This window comes from Helicobacter pylori (assembly GCF_015904775.1).
Classification (GTDB): domain Bacteria; phylum Campylobacterota; class Campylobacteria; order Campylobacterales; family Helicobacteraceae; genus Helicobacter; species Helicobacter pylori_DM.
In genome coordinates, this window is sequence record NZ_JADZNC010000005.1 from 1 (window position 1) to 21,949 (window position 21,949).

Sequence of the window (21,949 nt, forward strand, 5' to 3'; positions counted from 1 at the left end):
AGGGTTAAACACTTCCCTCTTTTTCAAACGCCTTGTGGCGTTTAATGTGAGTTATGTTTATAGTTTTTAGGGGGGTAAATGCTTTCAAACGCTCTTTTGATTGAAGAAATCGCTCGCTTAGTCAATGTTTCTCATAGCAGCGTGCATAATTGGATCAAAACCAATCTTTTAGAGAAACTAGAAATTGATCATAAAATTTATGTGAAAACGAGTTCTTTTTTAGATTTTTGCCGCAACCATTTAGGGAAAAACAAGCTTAACAAATACGCTAACAAATCCTTAAAAGGCGCGCACAACCATCAAGAATTGATTTTAAAATACCTAGAAATGTTAGAAAATAGCTCTGATTTAGAAAAGTTGGGTTCTTATTATGAAGAAGAGCTTTCTAACACCACCAGAAATTTAGAAGGCATTTACTACACTCCTAATAGGATAGTAGAACAACTTTTCACTCTCCCTAAAGATTTTGATACCTCCCAAGCGATTTTTTGCGATCCGGCTGTGGGGATCGGGAATTTTGTCATGCATGCTTTAAAACTGGGTTTTAAGGTTGAAAATATCTATGGCTATGATACAGACGCTTTTGCTGTCGCTTTGACTAAAAAGCGTATTAAAGAGCGTTATCATTTAGATTGCCCTAATATTGTGCAAAAAGATTTTTTGAGTTTAAAACATGCCCCGCAATTTGATTGCATTTTCACTAACCCGCCATGGGGTAAGAAATACAACCAAAACCAAAAAGAAAATTTCAAACAGCAATTCAACCTCTCTCAAAGCCTAGATAGCGCATCGCTCTTTTTTATAGCGAGTTTGAATTGCTTAAAAGAAAACGCTCATTTGGGGCTATTATTACCCGAAAGTTGTTTGAATATTGATGCGTTTAAAAAAATGCGAGAAATGGCTTTAAAGTTTCAAATTAGAAGCCTGATTGATTTTGACAAACCTTTTAAAAATCTAATGACTAAGGCTGTGGGTTTGGTGCTTAAAAAAACCCCTAACAAGGATCAAAAAATCTCATGCTTTTATCAAAATAAACTATTCAAACGCTCACCCTCTTCTTTTTTCAACAACCCTAAAAAGATTTTTAATATCCATTGCTCTCACCAAAAAAATAAAATTTTAGACCACCTTTTTTCCCTTCCTCATATCACTTTAAAAAATAACGCTCATTTTGCTTTAGGGATTGTTACAGGCAACAATAAAGAAAGATTACACTTCAAACAAGAAAAAAATACCATTCCTATTTTTAGGGGTTCAGATATTTTAAAAGACAGATTAAAAGCCCCTAGCCAATTCATTAACGCTGATTTAAAAGACTGCCAGCAAGTCGCTCCCTTAAGCCTTTATCAGGCTAGAGAAAAAATCGTGTATAAATTCATTTCTTCAAGGCTTGTCTTTTTCTATGATAATGAGCAACGCCTTTTTTTAAACAGCGCGAACATGTTTGTTTTAAAAGAAAATTTCCCTATCAACGCTCATGCGTTAAAAGAATTGTTAAACAGCGATTTAATGCAATTTATTTTTGAATCGCTTTTTAAAACGCATAAAATTTTAAGAAAAGATTTAGAATGTTTGCCCCTATTTGCGCAATTTATCAACAATAGTTTTGATGAAAAATTTTATTTAAAAAATTTAGGGATAGAAAAAAAAGACCCTAAACATTTCACCATCAGGAAAAACCATGCATGTTGCTTGTCTTTTGGCTTTAGGGGATAACCTCATCACGCTTAGCCTTTTAAAAGAAATCGCTCTCAAACAGCAACAACCCCTTAAAATCCTAGGCACTCATTTGACTTTAAAAATCGCCAAGCTTTTAGAATGCGAAAAATATTTTGAAATCATTCCTGTTTTTGAGAATGTCCCCGCTTTTTATGACCTTAAAAAACAAGGCGTTTTTTTGGCGATGAAGGATTTTTTATGGTTGTTAAAAGCGCTTAAGAAGCACAAAGTCAAACACTTGATTTTAGAAAAACAAGATTTTAGAAGTTTTCTTTTAGCCAAATTTGTTTCCATAACCACTCCAAATAAAGAAATTAAAAATGTTTATCAAAACCGCCAGGAGTTGTTTTCTCAAATTTATGGGCATGTTTTTGATAACCCTTTATATCCCATGAATTTAAAAAACCCCAAAAAGATTTTGATCAACCCTTTCACAAGATCCATAGACCGAAGCATCCCTTTAGAGCATTTAAAAATCGTTTTAAAACTCTTAAAACCCTTTTGTGTTACGCTTTTAGATTTTGAAGAACGATACGCTTTTTTACAAGATGAAGTTACTCATTATCGCGCTAAAACCAGTTTAGAAGAAGTTAAAAACCTGATTTTAGAAAGCGATTTGTATATAGGGGGGGATTCGTTTTTGATCCATTTGGCTTACCATTTAAAGAAAAATTATTTTATCTTTTTTTATAGGGATAATGACGATTTCATGCCGCCTAATGGTGGGAATAAAAATTTTCTAAAAGCTCATAAAAGCCATTTGATAGAACAAGATTTAGCCAAAAAATTCCGCCATTTGGGGCTATTATAATATTGTGTTATACTTCTAATTTCAATTTTGCTTGTTAGGACATTCATGAAAAATATTAGAAATATCGCTGTAATCGCGCATGTTGATCATGGGAAAACCACTTTAGTAGATGGCTTACTTTCTCAATCTGGCACATTTAGTGAGAGGGAAAAAGTGGATGAAAGGGTGATGGATAGCAATGATTTAGAAAGAGAAAGAGGGATCACTATCCTGTCTAAAAACACCGCTATTTATTACAAAGACACTAAAATCAATATCATTGACACTCCCGGGCATGCTGATTTTGGGGGCGAAGTGGAGCGCGTTTTAAAAATGGTGGATGGGGTGTTGCTTTTAGTGGACGCTCAAGAAGGGGTCATGCCTCAAACTAAATTCGTGGTTAAAAAGGCTTTGAGTTTTGGGATTTGCCCTATTGTGGTGGTGAATAAAATTGATAAGCCTGCCGCTGAGCCGGATAGAGTGGTGGATGAAGTTTTTGACTTGTTCGTAGCGATGGGGGCTAGCGATAAACAATTGGATTTCCCTGTGGTCTATGCCGCCGCACGAGATGGCTATGCGATGAAAAGTTTAGACGATGAAAAGAAAAATTTAGAGCCTTTGTTTGAAACGATTTTAGAGCATGTGCCAAACCCTAGCGGGAGTGTGGATAAGCCTTTGCAAATGCAAATTTTCACGCTTGATTATGACAATTATGTGGGCAAAATCGGTATCGCTAGGGTGTTTAATGGCTCGGTTAAAAAGAATGAAAGCGTGCTGTTGATGAAAAGCGATGGGAGTAAAGAAAATGGCCGTATCACTAAGCTTATAGGTTTTTTAGGGCTGGCTAGGACTGAGATTGAAAACGCTTATGCGGGCGATATTGTAGCGATTGCCGGGTTTAATGCGATGGATGTGGGCGATAGCGTCGTTGATCCCACTAACCCCATGCCTTTAGATCCCATGCATTTAGAAGAGCCTACGATGAGCGTGTATTTTGCTGTCAATGATTCGCCCTTAGCCGGGTTAGAAGGAAAGCATGTTACTGCTAATAAGTTGAAAGACAGGCTCTTAAAAGAAATGCAAACCAATATCGCTATGAAATGCGAAGAAATGGGCGAGGGCAAGTTTAAAGTGAGCGGGCGTGGGGAATTGCAAATCACTATTTTAGCTGAAAATTTGCGCCGTGAAGGGTTTGAGTTTAGCATTTCACGCCCTGAAGTCATCATTAAAGAAGAAAATGGCGTTAAATGCGAGCCTTTTGAGCATTTAGTGATTGACACGCCCCAAGATTTTAGCGGGGCTATCATTGAGAGATTAGGCAAAAGAAAAGCCGAGATGAAAGCGATGAATCCCATGAGCGACGGCTATACAAGATTGGAATTTGAAATTCCTGCAAGAGGGCTTATCGGCTATAGGAGCGAGTTTTTAACCGACACTAAGGGCGAAGGCGTGATGAATCATAGCTTTTTGGAATTCCGCCCTTTTAGCGGGAGCGTGGAATCGCGCAAAAATGGGGCGCTAATCAGCATGGAAAATGGCGAAGCGACCGCTTTTTCCCTTTTCAATATCCAAGAAAGAGGCACGCTTTTTATCAACCCCCAAACGAAGGTTTATGTGGGCATGGTCATTGGCGAGCACAGCCGGGATAATGATTTAGATGTCAATCCTATCAAATCCAAGCATTTAACCAACATGAGAGCGAGCGGGAGCGATGATGCGATCAAACTCACCCCACCTAGGACTATGGTGTTAGAAAGAGCGTTAGAATGGATTGAAGAAGATGAGATTTTAGAAGTTACCCCCTTGAATTTAAGGATCAGAAAAAAAATTCTAGACCCCAACATGAGGAAAAGGGCGAAAAAATAAATAAAACTTTTTGGAATGCATGCCAATTTATTCAACCAAAACGCTAGCAAAAAAGATGTTTTTTTGCACAATTTGCGTTCTAATAATGGGCGTTACAAACGCTATGTAAAAGCCCCTTTAAGATATGGTGGGGGCAAGTCTTTAGCTGTAGGGTTAATAGTGGAGTATATACCTAATGGTGTGCGTAGGGTTATTAGCCCTTTTATAGGTGGGGGGAGCGTAGAAATTGCATGCGCGACAGAGCTAGGTTTAGAAGTGCTAGGCTTTGATATTTTTGATATTTTAGTGAATTTTTATCAAGCGTTACTCAAAGACAAACAAGCTCTTTATAACAGCTTGCTTTCTTTAGAACCTAATCAAGAAACTTACAACACCATCAAGCAAGAGTTAAAAGCCCATTATAAAAAAGAATGCGTTTTAGACCCTTTGATTTTGGCTAGAGATTATTACTTTAACTTTAATTTAAGCTATGGGCCGGGATTTTTAGGGTGGATGAGTAAAATTTATACCGATAAACAACGCTATCTAAACACCCTTTTAAAAATTAAAGATTTTAACGCCCCTAGTTTAAAGGTGGAATGCTCTAGCTTTGAAGAAGTGTTGCTCGCTTATCCTAATGATTTTTTCTATCTTGACCCCCCTTATGTGTTAGAAAATTCTAAAATGTTTAAGGGGATTTACCCTATGCGTAATTTTCCTATCCACCACAATGGTTTTAAACATGAAGTATTGGCTCACATGCTAAAAAGGCATAAAGGGCCATTTATTTTAAGCTATAATGACTGCGAATTTGTAAGGAATGCTTATAAGGATTTTAAAATTTTAGAACCATCTTGGCAATACACTATGGGACAAGGCGAAACCAGAATGGGTAAAAACCGCTTAGAAAGAGGCGATAATAATCATGTCAAACAATCTCATGAGTTATTGATTATCAAGGAGTAAAAATGCATATTAGCGGAGTCAAAACTGCCTTTAAAATCGCTGATGTAGAATACGTGAAAGACAGCACAAAGTTAAATTTCAACTATCTTAAGGATTTAAAAGATGAAAACAATCAATCTTTATCTCAAAATATTTTAACTCAAAATGTGGCTAGAGTGTATTTAATTGTAGTGGATGGTGAGATTAAAAAAATCGGTGGCTCTCAAGCAGATGGTGGGATAAAAAGCACGCTCAATATTTATAAAGATGGAGGAGTTAAAGGGAGGCCTAGTATTAGAAGTTTTGGTGTGTGGTATTTTCTTTACCATACGATACTTACAGGGGCTAAAATAGAATTTTACATGATTTATCAGCCTAATTTTGAAACTCAAGTGAAAGGCTTGTTTGGTTTTTGTGCAATCAAAGACGCAAGCATCAGTTATAAACTTTTAGAGCAAGCTTGCCTGACGGATTATAGAAACAATAGCCATGACGCATTACCCGAATGGAATGTGCAAGAGCAAGGTAAAGATTGGCCAAACGATATTAAAGATGAGCATGCCAATATCACTCAAAAAGCTCAAAACAGAGAAAAAGCCGTCCATAGAAAAGCGATTGACAAACCTAGCAAAACTTAAAAGATTGAATAAATGGTTTTAACCCAATCTTAAAAAAGGGCTTTAAGTTTTACTCCATTCAAAAAGTGTGGGTCTAGGTGAAAGGAAGAAATAAAACTTGTATAAAGTAGCCGATATTTTTTGTGGTGCTGGAGGGTTGAGTTATGGCTTTTCTGTGCATCCCCATTTTGAATTAATATGGGCCAACGATATAGACAAGGACGCTATTTTAAGCTATCAAGCCAATCATAAAGAGGCACAAACCATTTTATGCGATATTATGCAACTTCATTGCCACAACTTGCCATGCATTCCAATTGACATTCTATTAGGCGGACCACCATGCCAGAGCTATTCTACCCTTGGCAAAAGAAAAATGGATGAAAAAGCGAATCTGTTTAAAGAATATTTGCGGATCTTAGATTTAGTGAAACCAAAAATATTTGTTTTTGAAAATGTGGTGGGTTTAATGTCTATGCAAAAAGGGCAATTGTTCCAACGAATCTGTAACGCTTTTAAAGAGAGAGGTTATATTTTAGAGCATGCCATTTTAAACGCCCTAGATTATGGTGTGCCTCAAATAAGAGAGCGAGTGATTTTAGTGGGTGCGCTTAAACGCTTTAAACAAAAATTTTACTTCCCTAAACCCATAAAAACGCATTTTTCTCTAAAAGACGCTTTAGGGGATTTACCACCCATTCAAAGCGGTGAAAATGGCGATGCTTTAGGTTATCTTAAAAATGCGGATAACGTTTTTTTGGAATTTGTGCGAAATTCTAAAGAATTAAGCGAGCATAGCAGTCCTAAAAACAATGAAAAACTGATAAAAATCATGCAAACGCTAAAAGACGGACAGAGTAAAGACGATTTGCCAGAAAATTTACGCCCCAAAAGCGGTTATATTAATACCTATGCCAAAATGTGGTGGGAAAAACCAGCCCCCACCATTACAAGAAATTTTTCTACCCCAAGCAGTTCTAGGTGTATTCATCCAAGAGACTCTAGAGCGTTAAGCATTAGAGAGGGGGCAAGATTGCAAAGCTTTCCTGATGATTATAAATTCTGTGGGAGTGGTAGCGCTAAAAGATTGCAAATTGGTAATGCTGTGCCGCCTTTATTGAGTGCAGTGCTCGCTCATGCTATCTTTGATTTTTTAGAGGGTAAAAATGTTTGATAATAACGATTTTAAAGGTTATAGAAATTTACTGGGTTTTAATTCTCAAAATGCGTCTAAGGAATTTTTAGGCACTAAAGACACCTTGCGTTGATTTCAATGATTTAAACGCGCTCAAAAAAAAAGGCTTATTGAGATTTTTAGCGCTATCAATAGTATTTATTGTTTTAAATATAATGAGTATGAATTGGAATGCTTTTTTAAAAACTCCATAGAGCGAGTGTTTTCAAAGATAGCGGACACTCATATTATTTATAAGCTAAATAATCAAGGCAGAAGAGTTGAAGAAGTTTGTTTTTCGTGGATGCGTGGGTTTTTGGTAGCGGAGTTTTTTAAGGATTTTATCGCTTGTCTTTTTAGCACGCAAAAAGAAACCATTAAATTTTTTGGTGGTGGTAATTTTGAGAGCATAGAAATCTTTAAAAGAAGTCCTAAAGCCGATTTTTTGTTGGACAATCATTTATTGCTAGAAGTTCAAAGCGGGTTTCAAGGGATCGATGATATTAAAGAACATAAAGTTTTAGAAGCTAAAAGGCGTTTGATAACGGATAAAATTCCTACTATTGTGGTGCATTTTGACCTGTTTAACGGGCAAGTAGCGTGCGTAGAAATTTCTAAAATCAAAGACAATGATTTGAATTGGATAACCCGCCAACAAATGGAAGGGCAGAGCGTTTTTAATATTTCGCAAAACTTTTTTGATTACAAAATTACAGAAATACCTAATAAGCCGCTTTCATAAAAACCCATAATACGGCCTAAATAAAATACAAGATAAGAGTATTAAAAAGGTGGTAGGTGGATTGAATGTTCGTTATTTTTGCCCAATATTCAGCGTGAGTGTGTGTGCCTCAAATAAGAGAGGAAGTGTTTTAGTGGGTACGCTTAAACGCTTTAAACAAAAATCCCACTCCCCCCTTATATTTTGATTCGCCTTAGCCTTTTTATTGCCTTCTGCTAAAAGTGATCCCATAAACTTCATTCCTGATTTGGAATAAGGGATCAGTAGGGGCTTCTACGCCTTTAGGGAGATCGGCTGGGAAATACACGTCTTTATTGCAACCCATTCCTTCGTATTTTTCAACTTTCAAGGTCCCCACTAATAATTCCTTGTGTTTGCCTTTCCAAAGCGCGGTCGTGTCGTTGGTGGCATCATTTTGATTCGCAAACACCAGATACATTTGGTATTCTATGGGCTTAGTTTTAAGGTGTTGTTGGAATGAAGAAAGCAGATAATTTGAATCTTTTTGCTTTAATTCTTGGGGGTTAAGATACTTAATGCCGTCTTTAGGCACAAATTTCCACCTCGCATGCAATAATTTTTCTTCCTTATCTTTAAACTTGAACGCATGCACGCTATAATAAGGCGTGTTAGCCACGCTTGAGCTAATCCCTATCGTTTTCATATAGGCGGCAAAATCCCTATAAGAGGGGACTTCTTCGTAAAGCTTTTTGATTCTTGCTTCATCCACCTTGCCATTTTTAGGAAGTCTCATTTCAAAAAATTGGGCGAATTCTTCAGGGTTTTTGGCAAAATTGATTTCTGTATTGAGCATCACCATTGTCCAGCTAGCGTTTTGATTTTCCAATTTTAACGCCATTCCCCTAACCTTGCTTTTATCGTCCATCATCGCGCCTCCTAAAGAATACCTTACAGACGCAGGGATTTCTTTTTCATTGAGTAGTGGCACATTTAAATCCTTTTTTGCTTGCGCATTAGGGAGGAACACGCCTTTAGCGCAAAATCCTTTCGTGTGGTTGATTTTCATTTTAGGCTCTTTGGCGTTGAGTTTGTAGAAAATATCCGCGATCTCTTCAGCGCTCACTTCATGGGCTTTTAAAAAACCCAAACTCAAAACCAAACACAAGCTCAAACCAATTTTTTTCATTTTTGCTCCTTATTGTCATTTTTTTAATCTATGTATTGATGTAAAAACCATTTTTAGCTTTAAAATATTATCATATCATATACTATCAATGCAGATAGTTTTTAAAGCGACTATGTAAAATAGAAGCTTTTTCACTAGCAAACTGGCGTTTGAAAATTTAAATTTTGTAAATTTTGAGAAAAACTAGCTTGATTTTAAACTAAATCTATATTCTTTTATGCTACAATTATTTTTACAGGGTAATTTATCTATTCTCAGGTAAAGTAAGGAAGAGGAATGAAATTAAAGAAACGAAAAGTTGCGGCTGCATTGCTAAAGCGTTTGACCTTGCCACTATTGTTCACTACGGGTTCATTAGGGGCGGTTACTTATGAGGTGCATGGGGATTTTATCAACTTCTCCAAAGTGGGTTTTAACCGTTCGCCTATTAACCCTGTTAAAGGTATCTATCCTACAGAGACTTTTGTTAACCTTACGGGTAAGCTAGAGGGGTCTGTGCATTTAGGTAGGGGATGGACCGTGAATTTAGGCGGTGTTTTGGGCGGACAAGTTTATGATAACACTAGGTATGATAGGTGGGCAAAGGATTTTACTCCCCCAAGCTATTGGGATAAGACTTCTTGCGGCACGGATTCTTTGAGTCTTTGTATGAATGCGACTAAAATGTGGCAACAATCAGGGCCAGGTGGTATTATTGACCCTAGGGGTATTGGCTATATGTATATGGGTGAGTGGAACGGCTTGTTCCCTAACTACTATCCGGCTAACGCCTACTTGCCCGGGCATTCAAGGCGCTATGAAGTTTATAAAGCGAATCTTACCTATGACAGCGACAGAGTCCATATGGTCATGGGGCGCTTTGACGTTACGGAGCAGGAGCAAATGGATTGGATTTACCAATTGTTCCAAGGTTTTTATGGGACTTTCAAGCTTACGAATAAGATGAAATTCTTGCTCTTTAGCTCTTGGGGTCGTGGTATCGCTGATGGTCAGTGGTTGTTCCCCATTTATCGTGAAAAGCCTTGGGGTATTCATAAGGCGGGTATTATTTATCGCCCTACAAAAAATTTAATGATCCACCCTTATGTGTATCTTATCCCAATGGTAGGTACATTGCCCGGTGCTAAAATAGAATACGATACCAATCCTGAGTTTAGCGGTAGAGGTATAAGGAATAAAACGACTTTCTATGTGTTGTATGACTATCGTTGGAATAACGCTGAATACGGCCGTTACGCACCCGCTCGTTATAACACTTGGGATCCGTTCTTGGATAATGGTAAGTGGCGTGGCTTGCAAGGTCCTGGTGGTGCGACGCTCTATTTGCACCACCACATAGACATTAACAACTACTTTGTGGTTGGTGGTGCTTACCTCAACATCGGTAACCCTAACATGAACTTGGGTACTTGGGGTAACCCTGTGGCTCTTGATGGTATCGAACAATGGGTCGGTGGCATCTACAGCTTAGGCTTTGCAGGGATTGACAACATTACCGATGCTGACGCGTTCACCGAGTATGTTAAAGGTGGAGGCAAGCATGGTAAGTTCAGTTGGAGCGTTTATCAACGCTTCACTACCGCTCCAAGGGCATTGGAATATGGTATCGGTATGTATCTAGACTATCAGTTCAGCAAACATGTTAAAGCGGGTCTCAAACTCGTGTGGTTAGAGTTCCAAATTCGTGCGGGTTACAACCCTGGAACCGGTTTCCTTGGGCCAAACGGTCAGCCGCTCAACTTGAATAATGGTTTGTTTGAATCTTCTGCATTCGCGCAAGGCCCTCAAAACATAGGTGGTATCGCAAAAAGCATTACTCAAGACAGAAGCCATTTGATGACACACATCAGTTATAGTTTCTAAGGGAGTTCCCCTATTCTCTTAGATATGCCTTTTTTTGCATTTTTATTTTAATATCTTTGGGAGTTAGGGTTTTGGAAATTAAGAAATATTTTCTTTACGCTCTATTTTTTTTGCTTTTTTCTGGTCTTTTTTTATCCAAACTTCAAGCTTATAAATTCAACATGAGTATTGTTGGAAAGGTGAGCAGCTATACCAAATATGGTTTTAACAACCAAAGATACCAACCTTCTAAAGACATTTATCCTACAGGTAGTTACACTTCTTTACTCGGCGAATTGAATTTGAGCATGGGGTTATACAAGGGCTTGAGGGCAGAAGTGGGGGCGATGATGGCAGCGCTTCCCTATGACTCTACCGCCTATCAAGGCAATAATATCCCTAATGGCCAGCCCGGCTCTAGGACGGATCCTTTTGGGGCGGGTATCTTTTGGCAATACATTGGCTGGTATGCAGGGCATAGCGGTTTAAACGTGCAAAAACCTCGTTTGGCTATGGTGCATAACGCTTTTTTGAGCTACAACTACAAGAAAGACAAATTCAGTTTTGGCGTGAAAGGGGGGCGCTATGATGCTGAAGAGTATGATTGGTTCACTTCTTACACTCAAGGGGTTGAAGGCTTTGTCAAATACAAAGACACCAGGTTAAGGGTGATGTATTCAGACGCTAGGGCTTCAGCGTCAAGCGACTGGTTTTGGTATTTTGGGCGTTACTATACAAGCGGTAAGGCTCTAATGGTAGCGGATTTGAAATATGAAAAAGACAACCTAAAAATCAACCCTTATTTTTATGCGATCTTTCAAAGAATGTATGCACCAGGCATTAATATCACTTATGACACCAACCCTAATTTCAACAATAAAGGCTTTCGTTTTGTAGGCACTTTCGTGGGGTTTTTCCCCATTTTTCCCACTCCGGCTAATCAAAATGATATTATCCTCTTCCAACAAGTGCCGTTAGGCAAGAGCGGGCAAACTTATTTCTTCCGCACCCGTTTTTACTATAATAAGTGGCAATTTGGGGGTAGTGTCTATAAAAATATCGGTAACGCTAATGGCGATATAGGTATTTATGGGGATCCTTTGGGGTATAACATTTGGACGAATAGTATTTATGACGCAGAAATTAACAATATTGTTGGCGCTGATGTTATTAACGGGTTTTTGTATGTAGGCTCACAATATAGAGGGTTTAGTTGGAAAATTTTAGGCCGTTGGACGGATAGCCCAAGGGCTGATGAAAGGAGTCTCGCACTCTTTTTGAGTTATTTTTCTAATAAGTATAATATTAGAATGGATTTAAAACTAGAATATTATGGCAATATCACCAAAAAAGGCTATTGTATTGGGTATTGTGGCATGTATGTTCCAGTCGATCCTAATGGGCCTGGCACGCAACCTTTAACACACAATGTGTATTCTGACCGAAGCCATATCATGTTTAACATCACTTATGGTTTTAGGATTTACTAGCATTTTATCCTTAATGGATATTTTTGATTAGCCTTTTTAAAATATTAAAAGGCTCTGCTCCAATCAAATATCAATACTCAAAAAGCCTTATTTAAATTTATTATTCAATATTTAATACACTAGAACAAAACACCACCCCCTACGCAGTTTTTAAACAAGCTAAACGAGTTTAAAGAGGATGTTTTTACCACACCCAAAGCTAAAGAATACATTGACATAGCGAGCGGTTTTCATAAGCTTTTTAAAAACGACGCTAAGATCGCAGAAAGCCTAAAACCCGCTATTACGAAGAACTTAAGCCAAGGATTAGCGACCACTTTAAGCGGAGCGTTAAAGTATCAGTGGACTAAATTTACATTAGGAACGCTATACAGGAACGCGCCCGATCGCATTTTAGGCGTGAAATTACCTAAAGCCCTAAACGAAGCCACCGCAGGCGCGGCCTTAAAGTATCACATTAAAAGAGTGCTTGAGAGAAGCCACTCTATAAGCGAGTTTAGTAAGAATTTAGAACTCAGCGCGCAAAAATCACACTTTAGCAACAACACGCTTAAAATCATTGAAGAGCTTACTAACGGGATCAAGAAAGCCAGCGAAGAACTCAAAGAAAAAGCGTTTGATTTTTCTAATCAAAAACTCACTAACGAGCAAATCAAAGAGTTATTAAATAACGCAGAAATCCCTACAAGCGGGAGAGATGCGATCACTTTTGGAGTGAATAACCTAAACCCTGAAATGGTTGAATTTCTACACAAAAACAACAAGAAAATGATTATAGAAAAAGCCTCTAACAAAGAATTAGAACTTTTAAAAGACGCTAACTTTAAGCACCCTGAAAACATAAGAGCGAGTTTAGATCATGATGCTATCGCTCACATACTCAAAAGGCATGGCGTTAATTCTGTTAATGTTAAAAATGGAGAAAGCCCTATTACTTACGAAGATATAGCGAATTATAGATATATCGTCAATAACGCTGATGCTATTCTTAGGACTATAGACAAATACAATCAAGAAGCTATAACGGCGTTTAAACAAATCAACGGCTATGCGGTAGTGGTAGAGCAAGCGGTCAATAAGAAAAATGAATTAGTTTTAAAAACGATGTTCAAGAGTAACGGAGATTATAAAAATAATGATATTTATAAAGAATTTTCAAGCACCTCACTCGACGCTAATGCGAAGGTGCACCATAGGTTGAGTTCCTATAGTGGTGCTACAGATAATCCTACACCAAAACCTTTAACAAGTCAAGAGGATTTATTAAAAACAAGCGAGAATTTAAACGAAACCACACAAGAAGCTACAAATTTAAGCCCCTTAGAACAAGCCAACGTCGAAAAGCTTGCGAAATTACAAAGAGAGCAAGAACAAAGCGAACAGGAATTTTTAAAAGCTAAAGAGCAAGAATTAAAGCGTAAAGAAGCCCTAAAACGCAAATTAGAACACGAGCGAGACTAGGGACTTAATGATAAGTGGGTAGTAAGCAGTTATGAAATCTATAATAGCGAGAGTGAGCCACCGAGTCTCCTTATGGCTCAATTACAAGGGGTAGGTTTGGAAACCCCTAAACTCACAGAACCTAATCCTAACACAAACGTGCTTAAAACGCAAGAGCCTTTAAGCCCCTTAGAACAAGCCAACGCTGAAAAGTATGAATTAATACTAAAAACGAAGCATAAAATGAAATTATAAGGATAGTGTAGCCCATAGAAAAACATTAGAAAAATCTCAGAATAGCGATTGAACATCAGTTATGAGCTGAGTGCTAGACATATTTGATAAAGCTAATGTGTTTTGAAACTTTAACATAAAAAATTAAACACAAGGAGTAAGGAATGAAAAGTATTAAAAAGCCTCACCTTGACCATACACAAGCCCTTGCGTCTTATGTGTCAGGGTCTCTTGGCACACTTAAAGTGTTTTTAGTGTGGGTTAGAAAATTATTCTCTAATCCATGCCTTGACAATATTAGTGCAAAAACATTAAACAATAGAAAGAATGAATTAGTTTTAAAAACAATGTTCAAGAGTAACGGAGATTATAAGAATAACAATGCTTATAAGAAGTTTTCAAGCACCTCACTTGACGCTAATGCGAAGGTACCCCATGGGTCGAGTTCCCATGGTGGTGCTAAAAAGAACAATACTTTAAAAAACTTTAATGAGTCAATGGGTAAAAAATGAATTAATCTTAAAAATGATGCATCAATCAAAGCTTTAATGCAAGACACCAAACCCTCTAAGGGGCAACCATAGGTTGAGTTCCTATAGCGATGTCTGTAAGAATGTTACCATAAAAACCCCAATAAAGTCAAATAACGATCTAAATCTTTTCAAGGAGAACGCAAGGAGAATAGATGAAAAACAAAAAATGATGTTAAAGCAGAGATTGACAAGGCGGACATTATCCACTCTTTCATTCCGCAGGCAAGAACGCTTAAAGAATAAGCCGATGGAGCGGGCTTGCATTGAAACTATAAAACAAAAACTTTAATAAGTCAAGGATTAAAGAAAGATGATTAAAAAGCCTCACCCACCCATTCAAAAAGAGAAATCTTTTTCGTTAGGGACTTTTGGCACACATACGGCTAGCTTTAAGTGTTTTTATCAAGTTTATCAAGGTTTAGAGCAGGGGTTTTCTAAATCAAGGCTTGAATGATAGTTGGAAAGGTGAGACCTTAAATAATAGGTGCGTTATTACAAGCTATGAAGTGGATAAATCAAGGAATGGGCTAACTCAGTCGCCTTTAGTGCCAAATTACAAAGGGAAAGATACTAATCCCCTAAACCTTGATAACCCCAATCCTACCACAAAAAAATAAGCAAGAAGTAACGAACTACCCGAGCTTACCCAGTCAGTATGAGAAAAATAAGCCTAAAAACCCCTTTAAAAATTCTGGCTTTGTTCTGATCAAACGCCAATAATTGAGTTTTTAAAAAATGATTTTTAAAACTCTATAAAAATGAAGTAAGCCTTTTTATGGTTTAGTTTAAGCCCAGTTGGTTTTAGTGAGGTTTTCTCTGATGGAAAAAAGCTTGTCTTTGACTTCGTTGCTGCTCAATTTCCTCACTTTATCCGAATTGTATTTCAAATCCTGGCTAAGAAGAGACAATCTGTTAGACAAATCGGCAATATCCACCCTTAACCCCTCATCTCTGGCTAATTTGAGCGCTGGGATTAGATCCGTATCTTTTGAAAATATCAAAATCCTATCAGCTATTTTTTTAAAGGCTATCCTTTGAATGTCAAGACCCATGAGCATATCCACCTGCTTTTGTTCTAATAACGCCTTATAACTCCCATCAAACTCCACTCTTATTGCGTTTAACTTAGTCCTCCCCAACCTCAATTCCACTTGATCCAATGAAGCCAGATCGTGTTGGAAATTTTCCACATCGCTATAAATCTTCTCCCATTTAGTCGCTTCACTGCTTTGTAAGATCTCTTCAATGTCGCTGCTTGTGAAGATTTTCATTTCTGTTCCCGGATTTTTTTCATTTTGGAGAGTGTCATTCCTCTTATCCCATAACGCATGTTCAAAATCAAAGGGTGGGGTGGTATAAAAGTAAATACGACTGATCCTCTCATCATCTAGTAAAAAAGCCCTAATAGTAACGATCACATCTAAAGCGATATTATAATTAACGCATTTTGTTTGTTTAATATCGCGTCTGAAATTCTCCCAATCTACTAGTATGATTGTGTTTGCTTTCATTTATTGCTCCCTTATTTATACGCTAAATTTTTTAAAAGTTCTTAATGCAATCTTGTATTTTGTGCCAACAAGAAACATGGATATAATAATAGCGTTTTTTAAACCTTGCAATTAAATAATAGGAATGATTGATGCGTATTTTAGGAATAGATCCGGGCAGTAGGAAATGCGGGTATGCTATCATTTCTCATGCTTCTAACAAGTTTTCTTTAATCACGGCTGGGTTCATTAATATCACCACGACACGCTTGCAAGAACAAATATTAGATTTGATAGAAGCCTTAGATTGCTTATTGGATCGTTACGAAGTCAATGAAGTGGCGATTGAAGATATTTTCTTTGCGTATAACCCTAAAAGCGTGATCAAGCTTGCGCAATTCAGGGGGGCGTTGTCCTTAAAGATTTTAGAAAGGATCGGCAATTTTAGCGAATACACGCCCTTACAAGTCAAAAAAGCCCTGACCGGTAACGGGAAAGCCGCTAAAGAGCAAGTAGCCTTTATGGTCAAACGCTTGCTTAACATCACAAGCGAAATCAAGCCTTTGGATATTAGCGATGCGATAGCTGTTGCTATCACGCATGCGCAATGCTTAAAGCCCCGCTAACTACCATTTGTAAGCCACTTCAAAACGCGCATTAAACCCGGGCTCTGCGATCGCTCTTTTAACAGCATCAGTGCCTGGCATATCCGGGCTCATGACATAAGGGCTTGTTTGATCCACATAGAATTTGTTGAAAACATTATTAAACACGGCTGAAAGCAACAAACCTTTCCAGCGGCTTTTGGTTTTAGGACTCCAATTGATATAAAAATTACTCACGCCATAGCCCGGTTTATGCATATGCACTAACCCTAATTTAGATCCGCATTTGGCTAAATCGGTAGGGGTTTTGGGTTTTTCAGCCGTCCCGTAATCAGGCAAGTAAATATCAAACCCGCAATAATCTAAACCGGTAACAAAGCGGCTAAGCCATGCAAGATTGATCCCTGTTTTGGGGATGGTGTAATCCAATTTGATGATAAAAACATTACCGGTGCTTGCGGCAAGCTCATAGCTATCCGCCATTAAATACCCCTTGGTGGTGGGCCAAGTGCGCGAGATCCCTACATTCAAACTCACGCCCTTGTATCTAAAAGTCCCACCCACTTCATAGCCATAAATCCTAATCGCTTGACTCAAATTGGTTACAATCAAATTTTGCGCGTATTGGGAGATGAAATTATCCAAAGCCTGATAAAACGCCGCAGCCCTCCCGCTAAAATACTGGCTTGAATAATCAATATTAAATTCAGCGTTAGATCCCACTTCAGGCTTGATGTTTTTAGCGTATCGTAAATCGTTTTGGCGCATATACACGCCATCTCCTGGCATAACCCCCCTTGTAACTTGAGAATAAGTGATTTTTAAAGATAAAGGCTCAATGGGGCTTAGCACAAGAGCCGCGCTAGGGCTAAAGCCTTGAGTGTAGCGGTGGTTCCAATCTTTATCATAAAGCGTGTAGGCGTCCCACCTAACCCCCGCTCCAAAAGTGATGATTTTATGAGGCGAGTAATTCGCTTGCACATAGCCTCCATAAATATTCCCATTGGCTTTCCCTCTTTGGCATAGCGTAGGGTCATTAGGGTTATTATCCACAAGACTGCAAGCGATTTGTTTTTGCCCTTTATCGTCAGTATAGACTTGATTGGGCCTGTATAATTCTGATTTGGGGATACGAGCGTCAAAAACGCTTAAATTTTGGTAGTTGAATCCGTATTCAAAAAGGCTGTCTGTGGCTTCATCAATCACATGCGCGACTTTAAGGTTTAAGCCGGTGTTGTTTAAAAACAAATCCCTAGGCTGTGAGCTTGGTTTATCCACATCAGAAAAGCTTGGGGTGCAATAAGCGCCTTCAACGCATGGGTAATTTTCTTTTTCCCATGCGCTCGCTAAAGAAGTGGGGAATTTAGCATAAACGCCATTAGGATCAAATAGGGGATCAAACTGAGCGTTCCTGATGCTCGTATAAAGGGTAAAATCTAATCGTGGGTCGCCAAAAGAATTTCCCGCTTCCCTTTTGTATTGTAAGGAAAGATTGTTAGCGCTATTAATGGAGTGATACATGTATCTTGTGAAACTATCTAACACATTAGGACACCCTTGAGCGCCATCAGGGCTAAAAGGGGCTTCACAAGGATAGGCTAACCCTATAGCGTTACTCCTTAAAGGGCGTGTGGCGTTATCTCGTGTCATGTTCCAGCTGAAAGTGAGCGTGTCTCTGTCGCTCAAATAACCATTCATTTTAATCAAAGCGTTGTTTTGCTCGCTAGGGGTTCCTGGCTCTTTATCGGCTTGTGTGGGATTGAAAAGGTTTTTCATCGCTGTAGCGCCGCTCCTATAATAGAAAATATTTTGGTGCGTGTAGTAAGCGATAATGTCAAAATGCGCGTTTTGATAGGCCGATCTAAAAGTCTCTCGATCGCCAAAATTGGTATAAAAACTCACCGCCCCACTAGCCGCATAACTTTTCCCCCTAGGGATAAAATCAGCCGCTCCTTTAGTCTCCATTTTAATCACTCCCGCAATCGCTCCTGGCCCCGCGCTCGCATTCGCTGCGCCTTTGGTAACTTCCACGCTTTTGAGCATGCCAGGGTCAATCACGGTGTTGCCTTGGTGGTGGTAGATATTGCCATTTTGCGCAGCCCCATCCACCGTAACCCTTAAAAGCCTGTCTTCAACGCCTCTCACGTAGATTTTCTGCCCCATCACGCTCCCTCCGCCCACATTCACATCAGGGTTAGTCCTAAACAGGTCTTTGACTTCATTGCTTTGTCGTTGATCCAATTCTTTAGAAGTAACCTTAAACTCATTGTTGTAAGTGAAAATCCTTTTGGCTTGGGTGGTAACCTTATCTAAAGTGCGCTCCTCGCTATAGCAAGTCTCAGTGAGTAGGGGTAAACATAAAGCGTATCTAAGCTTTGGGTATGATCTTAAAAACATCCAACAACTCTCCTTAAATTTAAAAATTCAAAAAATAAAAATCAAAAAAAAAAAACAAAATCCGCTAAAACATTGAGATAGATTAGTATGATAATTATTATTAAAACTAGATTAAAAATAAAATTTTGTTTTTAATCTTTCTTATTTTTTTCATTAATTGTTACGAATAGAAATACTTAAAGGGGTTTTTTATTCTTAAAAAAAAGATTTTTTAAGGAAATTGAATCTCGTTAGTCTTTGTATAACAAATTATGTAATAATCACCACAAGTAATTGGCTTAGTGTCATATTACGAAGATTTAAGATCAAATAAAGGAAAAAAGATGGTTAATAAAGATGTGAAACAAACCACTGCTTTTGGTGCTCCCGTTTGGGATGACAACAATGTGATTACGGCCGGCCCTAGAGGTCCTGTTTTATTACAAAGCACTTGGTTTTTGGAAAAATTAGCGGCGTTTGACAGAGAAAGGATCCCTGAAAGGGTGGTGCATGCTAAAGGAAGCGGGGCTTATGGCACTTTCACCGTGACTAAAGACATCACTAAATACACTAAAGCGAAAATTTTCTCTAAAGTGGGTAAAAAAACAGAATGCTTCTTTAGGTTTTCTACCGTGGCTGGTGAAAGAGGTAGCGCGGATGCGGTGAGAGACCCAAGAGGTTTTGCGATGAAGTATTACACTGAAGAAGGTAACTGGGATTTAGTAGGGAACAACACGCCTGTTTTCTTTATCCGTGATGGGATCAAATTCCCTGATTTCATCCACACTCAAAAACGAGATCCTCAAACCAATTTGCCTAACCATGACATGGTATGGGATTTTTGGAGTAATGTTCCTGAAAGCTTGTATCAAGTAACATGGGTTATGAGCGATAGAGGTATCCCTAAATCTTTCCGCCATATGGATGGTTTTGGCAGCCATACTTTTAGTCTTATCAACGCTAAAGGCGAACGCTTTTGGGTGAAATTCCACTTTGAAACCATGCAAGGCGTCAAGCACTTGACTAATGAAGAAGCCGCAGAAGTTAGGAAATATGATCCGGATTCAAACCAAAGGGATTTATTCGATGCGATCGCTAGAGGGGATTTCCCAAAATGGAAAATGAGCATTCAAGTGATGCCAGAAGAGGACGCTAAGAAGTATCGATTCCATCCATTTGATGTCACTAAAATCTGGTATCTCCAAGATTATCCATTGATGGAAGTGGGCATTGTGGAGTTGAATAAAAATCCTGAAAACTATTTCGCAGAAGTGGAGCAAGCGGCATTCACTCCGGCTAATGTGGTTCCTGGAATTGGCTATAGCCCTGATAGGATGTTACAAGCCCGCTTATTCTCTTATGGGGACACACACCGCTACCGCTTAGGGGTTAATTATCCTCAGATACCGGTTAACAGGCCAAGATGCCCATTCCACTCTTCTAGCAGAGATGGTTACATGCAAAACGGATACTACGGCTCTTTACAAAACTATACGCCTAGCTCATTGCCTGGTTATAAAGAAGATAAGAGCGCTAGGGATCCTAAGTTCAACTTAGCTCATATTGAAAAAGAGTTTGAAGTGTGGAATTGGGATTACAGAGCTGAAGATAGCGATTACTACACCCAGCCAGGTGATTACTACCGCTCATTGCCAGCTGATGAAAAAGAAAGGTTGTATGACACTATTGGAGGGTCTTTAGCTCATGTTACCCATAAGGAAATTGTGGATAAGCAATTGGAGCATTTCAAGAAAGCTGACCCCAAGTACGCTGAGGGAGTTAAAAAAGCTCTTGAAAAACACCAAAAAATGATGAAAGACATGCATGCAAAAGACATGCATCACATGAAAAAGAAAAAGTAACTCTTTTCTTTGAGCGTTCTTATTTTTTAGGGACGCTTTGTCTTTCACAATTTAGGTTTTTGGATACTCATCAATCCTTTAGGGGTTGGTGGCGTGTCCTACTTTTTCATTCATTCAACGAATTTAGAAATTACAATAAAGAGTTATAGTTATGAAACGAAGGGATTTTATTAAAACGACTGCTTTAGGCGCTACAAGCGCTGTTTTAGGAGTGCAGATTTTGCAGGCAGAAGAAAGCAAAGGGAGTGTTGCAAGAAAATATAAAATAGAGGCTGAGTACAGCATTGATTTTGATTCTGCAGAACACACTTCACTTTTCATTCCCATGCCGAGCGTTGCAGCGAGCAATGTGAATTTACAAGGCAATCATGCTAGCTATGAAAGCATGCTCAATTTTGGAGTGCCTTATTTGCAAGTGGAATTTTTAAAAAGCGCTCAAAAAAAACGAGTCCATTTGTCGTATGAGATCGCTAGCTATCAATTGAATGAGCGTTTGTTTGATGCGAGCGATTTTGTAGCAATGGGGCGTTATGAAAGAGACGATGCGAGCGTGGCTAATATCGCCAACCAACTCAAGGGAACAACCCCTAAAGAAAGCGTTCGTAATTTTTATGCGTTCATCAAGCATGAGATGCCCAAGAGACAAAAGGCTCTAGAGGGTAAAGAAAATTTACCTAAACGAGATAGTTTGCCTTGGTTTGCAACTATCTCTAAAGAGAGCATGTTTGTGTCCTTATGCCATGCGTGCGGGATTAAAAGCGCTGAAGTGCAAGGCTTGAAATTGGCTCAAAACAGCGTGGTGGAAAACGCTTCTAGAGTGGAAGTGTATTTGAAAGATTCCTTGTTAGCGTTTGATTTTCAAAATAATCACAAGGAAGTCTTTATCCCATTGAACCGCCATAAAGACATGCAATTAGATACTGCCTTGTTGGCGACTTTTGGCGATGCCTTTGCTCTTGTAGATGGTAGGGATTTGAATAACTATGAGAGCAAGTTATTTGAAAAAAGAGTAACCTATAGCGCTGTCTAAAGGCATGGGATTTAGGAATCTTCCTTAATGGTGAGCTTTCCTTTTTAGGAGGGTTTGCAAAAAGGATT

General features: G+C 38.5%; 18 protein-coding genes and 3 pseudogenes. 17 read left to right on the plus strand and 4 right to left on the minus strand.

The genetic code is table 11. The features are described 5' to 3' along the window. The first annotated feature begins 78 nt into the window (after positions 1 to 78). The 7 genes and pseudogenes from I6852_RS03930 (at position 79) to I6852_RS03960 (ending at position 7,832) form a co-directional block, all read left to right on the plus strand. Positions 79 to 1,716 (plus strand): class I SAM-dependent methyltransferase, encoded by a 1,638-nt coding sequence (locus tag I6852_RS03930; RefSeq protein WP_197291349.1) that lies wholly within the window; start codon positions 79 to 81, stop codon positions 1,714 to 1,716. Further along, on the plus strand, positions 1,682 to 2,530 hold the full coding sequence (locus I6852_RS03935) for a glycosyltransferase family 9 protein (RefSeq protein ID WP_197291348.1): 849 nt from the start codon (positions 1,682 to 1,684) through the stop codon (positions 2,528 to 2,530). Before I6852_RS03930 ends, I6852_RS03935 begins: the two co-directional genes overlap by 35 nt. A 45-nt stretch (positions 2,531 to 2,575) precedes the next feature. Continuing rightward, on the plus strand, positions 2,576 to 4,375 hold the full coding sequence (gene typA, locus I6852_RS03940; protein ID WP_197291347.1) for a translational GTPase TypA: 1,800 nt from the start codon (positions 2,576 to 2,578) through the stop codon (positions 4,373 to 4,375). A 15-nt stretch (positions 4,376 to 4,390) separates the two neighbouring features. Continuing rightward, entirely contained in the window at positions 4,391 to 5,320 is a 930-nt protein-coding gene (locus I6852_RS03945; protein WP_079354915.1) for a DNA adenine methylase, read from the plus strand. A 2-nt stretch (positions 5,321 to 5,322) separates the two neighbouring features. After that, positions 5,323 to 5,937, plus strand: coding sequence for a GIY-YIG nuclease family protein (locus I6852_RS03950; protein WP_078289171.1), 615 nt, complete (start codon positions 5,323 to 5,325; stop codon positions 5,935 to 5,937). A gap of 97 nt (positions 5,938 to 6,034) precedes the next feature. Continuing rightward, the gene (locus tag I6852_RS03955; protein WP_079354914.1) at positions 6,035 to 7,090 is read left to right on the plus strand and encodes a DNA cytosine methyltransferase; all 1,056 of its coding nucleotides are present in this window, start codon (positions 6,035 to 6,037) and stop codon (positions 7,088 to 7,090) included. Further along, positions 7,083 to 7,832: pseudogene (locus I6852_RS03960) on the plus strand (restriction endonuclease). The gene I6852_RS03955 and the pseudogene I6852_RS03960 overlap by 8 nt, the downstream one beginning before the upstream one ends. Before the next feature lie 202 nt (positions 7,833 to 8,034). Here the strand turns inward: I6852_RS03960 and I6852_RS03965 are convergent. Beyond that, positions 8,035 to 8,979 (minus strand): catalase family peroxidase, encoded by a 945-nt coding sequence (locus I6852_RS03965; protein ID WP_197291346.1) that lies wholly within the window; start codon positions 8,977 to 8,979, stop codon positions 8,035 to 8,037. A gap of 276 nt (positions 8,980 to 9,255) precedes the next feature. Here I6852_RS03965 and hofC point away from each other — a divergent pair, with 276 nt between their 5' ends. After that, on the plus strand, positions 9,256 to 10,842 hold the full coding sequence (hofC, locus tag I6852_RS03970; RefSeq protein WP_197291345.1) for an outer membrane beta-barrel protein HofC: 1,587 nt from the start codon (positions 9,256 to 9,258) through the stop codon (positions 10,840 to 10,842). A 71-nt stretch (positions 10,843 to 10,913) separates the two neighbouring features. Then, entirely contained in the window at positions 10,914 to 12,311 is a 1,398-nt protein-coding gene (gene hofD, locus I6852_RS03975; protein WP_197291344.1) for an outer membrane beta-barrel protein HofD, read from the plus strand. Positions 12,312 to 12,541: 230 nt separating this feature from the next. On the opposite strand, the pseudogene I6852_RS08185 reads toward hofD, so the two are convergent. Then, positions 12,542 to 12,742, minus strand: a pseudogene (locus I6852_RS08185) (hypothetical protein). On the opposite strand from I6852_RS08185, the gene I6852_RS03985 reads away from it, so the two are divergent. From I6852_RS03985 to I6852_RS04000, 5 genes and pseudogenes are all read left to right on the plus strand, one after another. Beyond that, on the plus strand, positions 12,711 to 13,772 hold the full coding sequence (locus I6852_RS03985) for a DUF3519 domain-containing protein (protein WP_462491160.1): 1,062 nt from the start codon (positions 12,711 to 12,713) through the stop codon (positions 13,770 to 13,772). The pseudogene I6852_RS08185 and the gene I6852_RS03985 sit on opposite strands and share 32 nt — an antisense overlap. 96 nt (positions 13,773 to 13,868) lie before the next feature. Next, positions 13,869 to 14,006, plus strand: a complete 138-nt coding sequence (locus I6852_RS08305; RefSeq protein ID WP_462491159.1) for a hypothetical protein — start codon at positions 13,869 to 13,871, stop codon at positions 14,004 to 14,006. 296 nt (positions 14,007 to 14,302) lie between these two features. Then, a pseudogene (locus tag I6852_RS08275) lies at positions 14,303 to 14,467 on the plus strand (DUF3519 domain-containing protein); the annotation flags it as partial. A gap of 361 nt (positions 14,468 to 14,828) precedes the next feature. Continuing rightward, complete coding sequence (locus tag I6852_RS03995; protein ID WP_197291342.1) at positions 14,829 to 14,972, plus strand: hypothetical protein; 144 nt, start codon at positions 14,829 to 14,831, stop codon at positions 14,970 to 14,972. Further along, on the plus strand, positions 14,965 to 15,135 hold the full coding sequence (locus I6852_RS04000) for a hypothetical protein (protein ID WP_197291341.1): 171 nt from the start codon (positions 14,965 to 14,967) through the stop codon (positions 15,133 to 15,135). The genes I6852_RS03995 and I6852_RS04000 overlap by 8 nt, the downstream gene beginning before the upstream one ends. Positions 15,136 to 15,303: 168 nt before the next feature. Here the strand turns inward: I6852_RS04000 and I6852_RS04005 are convergent, their stop codons facing one another. Beyond that, positions 15,304 to 16,029: an NYN domain-containing protein gene (locus I6852_RS04005; protein ID WP_197291340.1), complete on the minus strand. Its 726-nt coding sequence runs from the start codon at positions 16,027 to 16,029 to the stop codon at positions 15,304 to 15,306. A 131-nt stretch (positions 16,030 to 16,160) separates the two neighbouring features. On the opposite strand from I6852_RS04005, the gene ruvC reads away from it, so the two are divergent. Continuing rightward, positions 16,161 to 16,634, plus strand: coding sequence for a crossover junction endodeoxyribonuclease RuvC (ruvC, locus tag I6852_RS04010; RefSeq protein ID WP_197291339.1), 474 nt, complete (start codon positions 16,161 to 16,163; stop codon positions 16,632 to 16,634). Here ruvC and I6852_RS04015 read toward each other — a convergent pair whose 3' ends face one another. Next, positions 16,635 to 19,010, minus strand: a complete 2,376-nt coding sequence (locus I6852_RS04015) for a TonB-dependent receptor (protein WP_197291338.1) — start codon at positions 19,008 to 19,010, stop codon at positions 16,635 to 16,637. Positions 19,011 to 19,333: 323 nt separating this feature from the next. On the opposite strand from I6852_RS04015, the gene I6852_RS04020 reads away from it, so the two are divergent. Both I6852_RS04020 and I6852_RS04025 read left to right on the plus strand, forming a co-directional pair. After that, positions 19,334 to 20,851 carry a catalase gene (locus I6852_RS04020; RefSeq protein WP_000247390.1) on the plus strand — a complete coding sequence of 506 codons (1,518 nt, stop codon included), beginning with the start codon at positions 19,334 to 19,336 and terminating at the stop codon, positions 20,849 to 20,851. A gap of 151 nt (positions 20,852 to 21,002) precedes the next feature. Continuing rightward, complete coding sequence (locus tag I6852_RS04025) at positions 21,003 to 21,881, plus strand: twin-arginine translocation signal domain-containing protein (protein ID WP_197291337.1); 879 nt, start codon at positions 21,003 to 21,005, stop codon at positions 21,879 to 21,881. Positions 21,882 to 21,949: the final 68 nt, after the last annotated feature.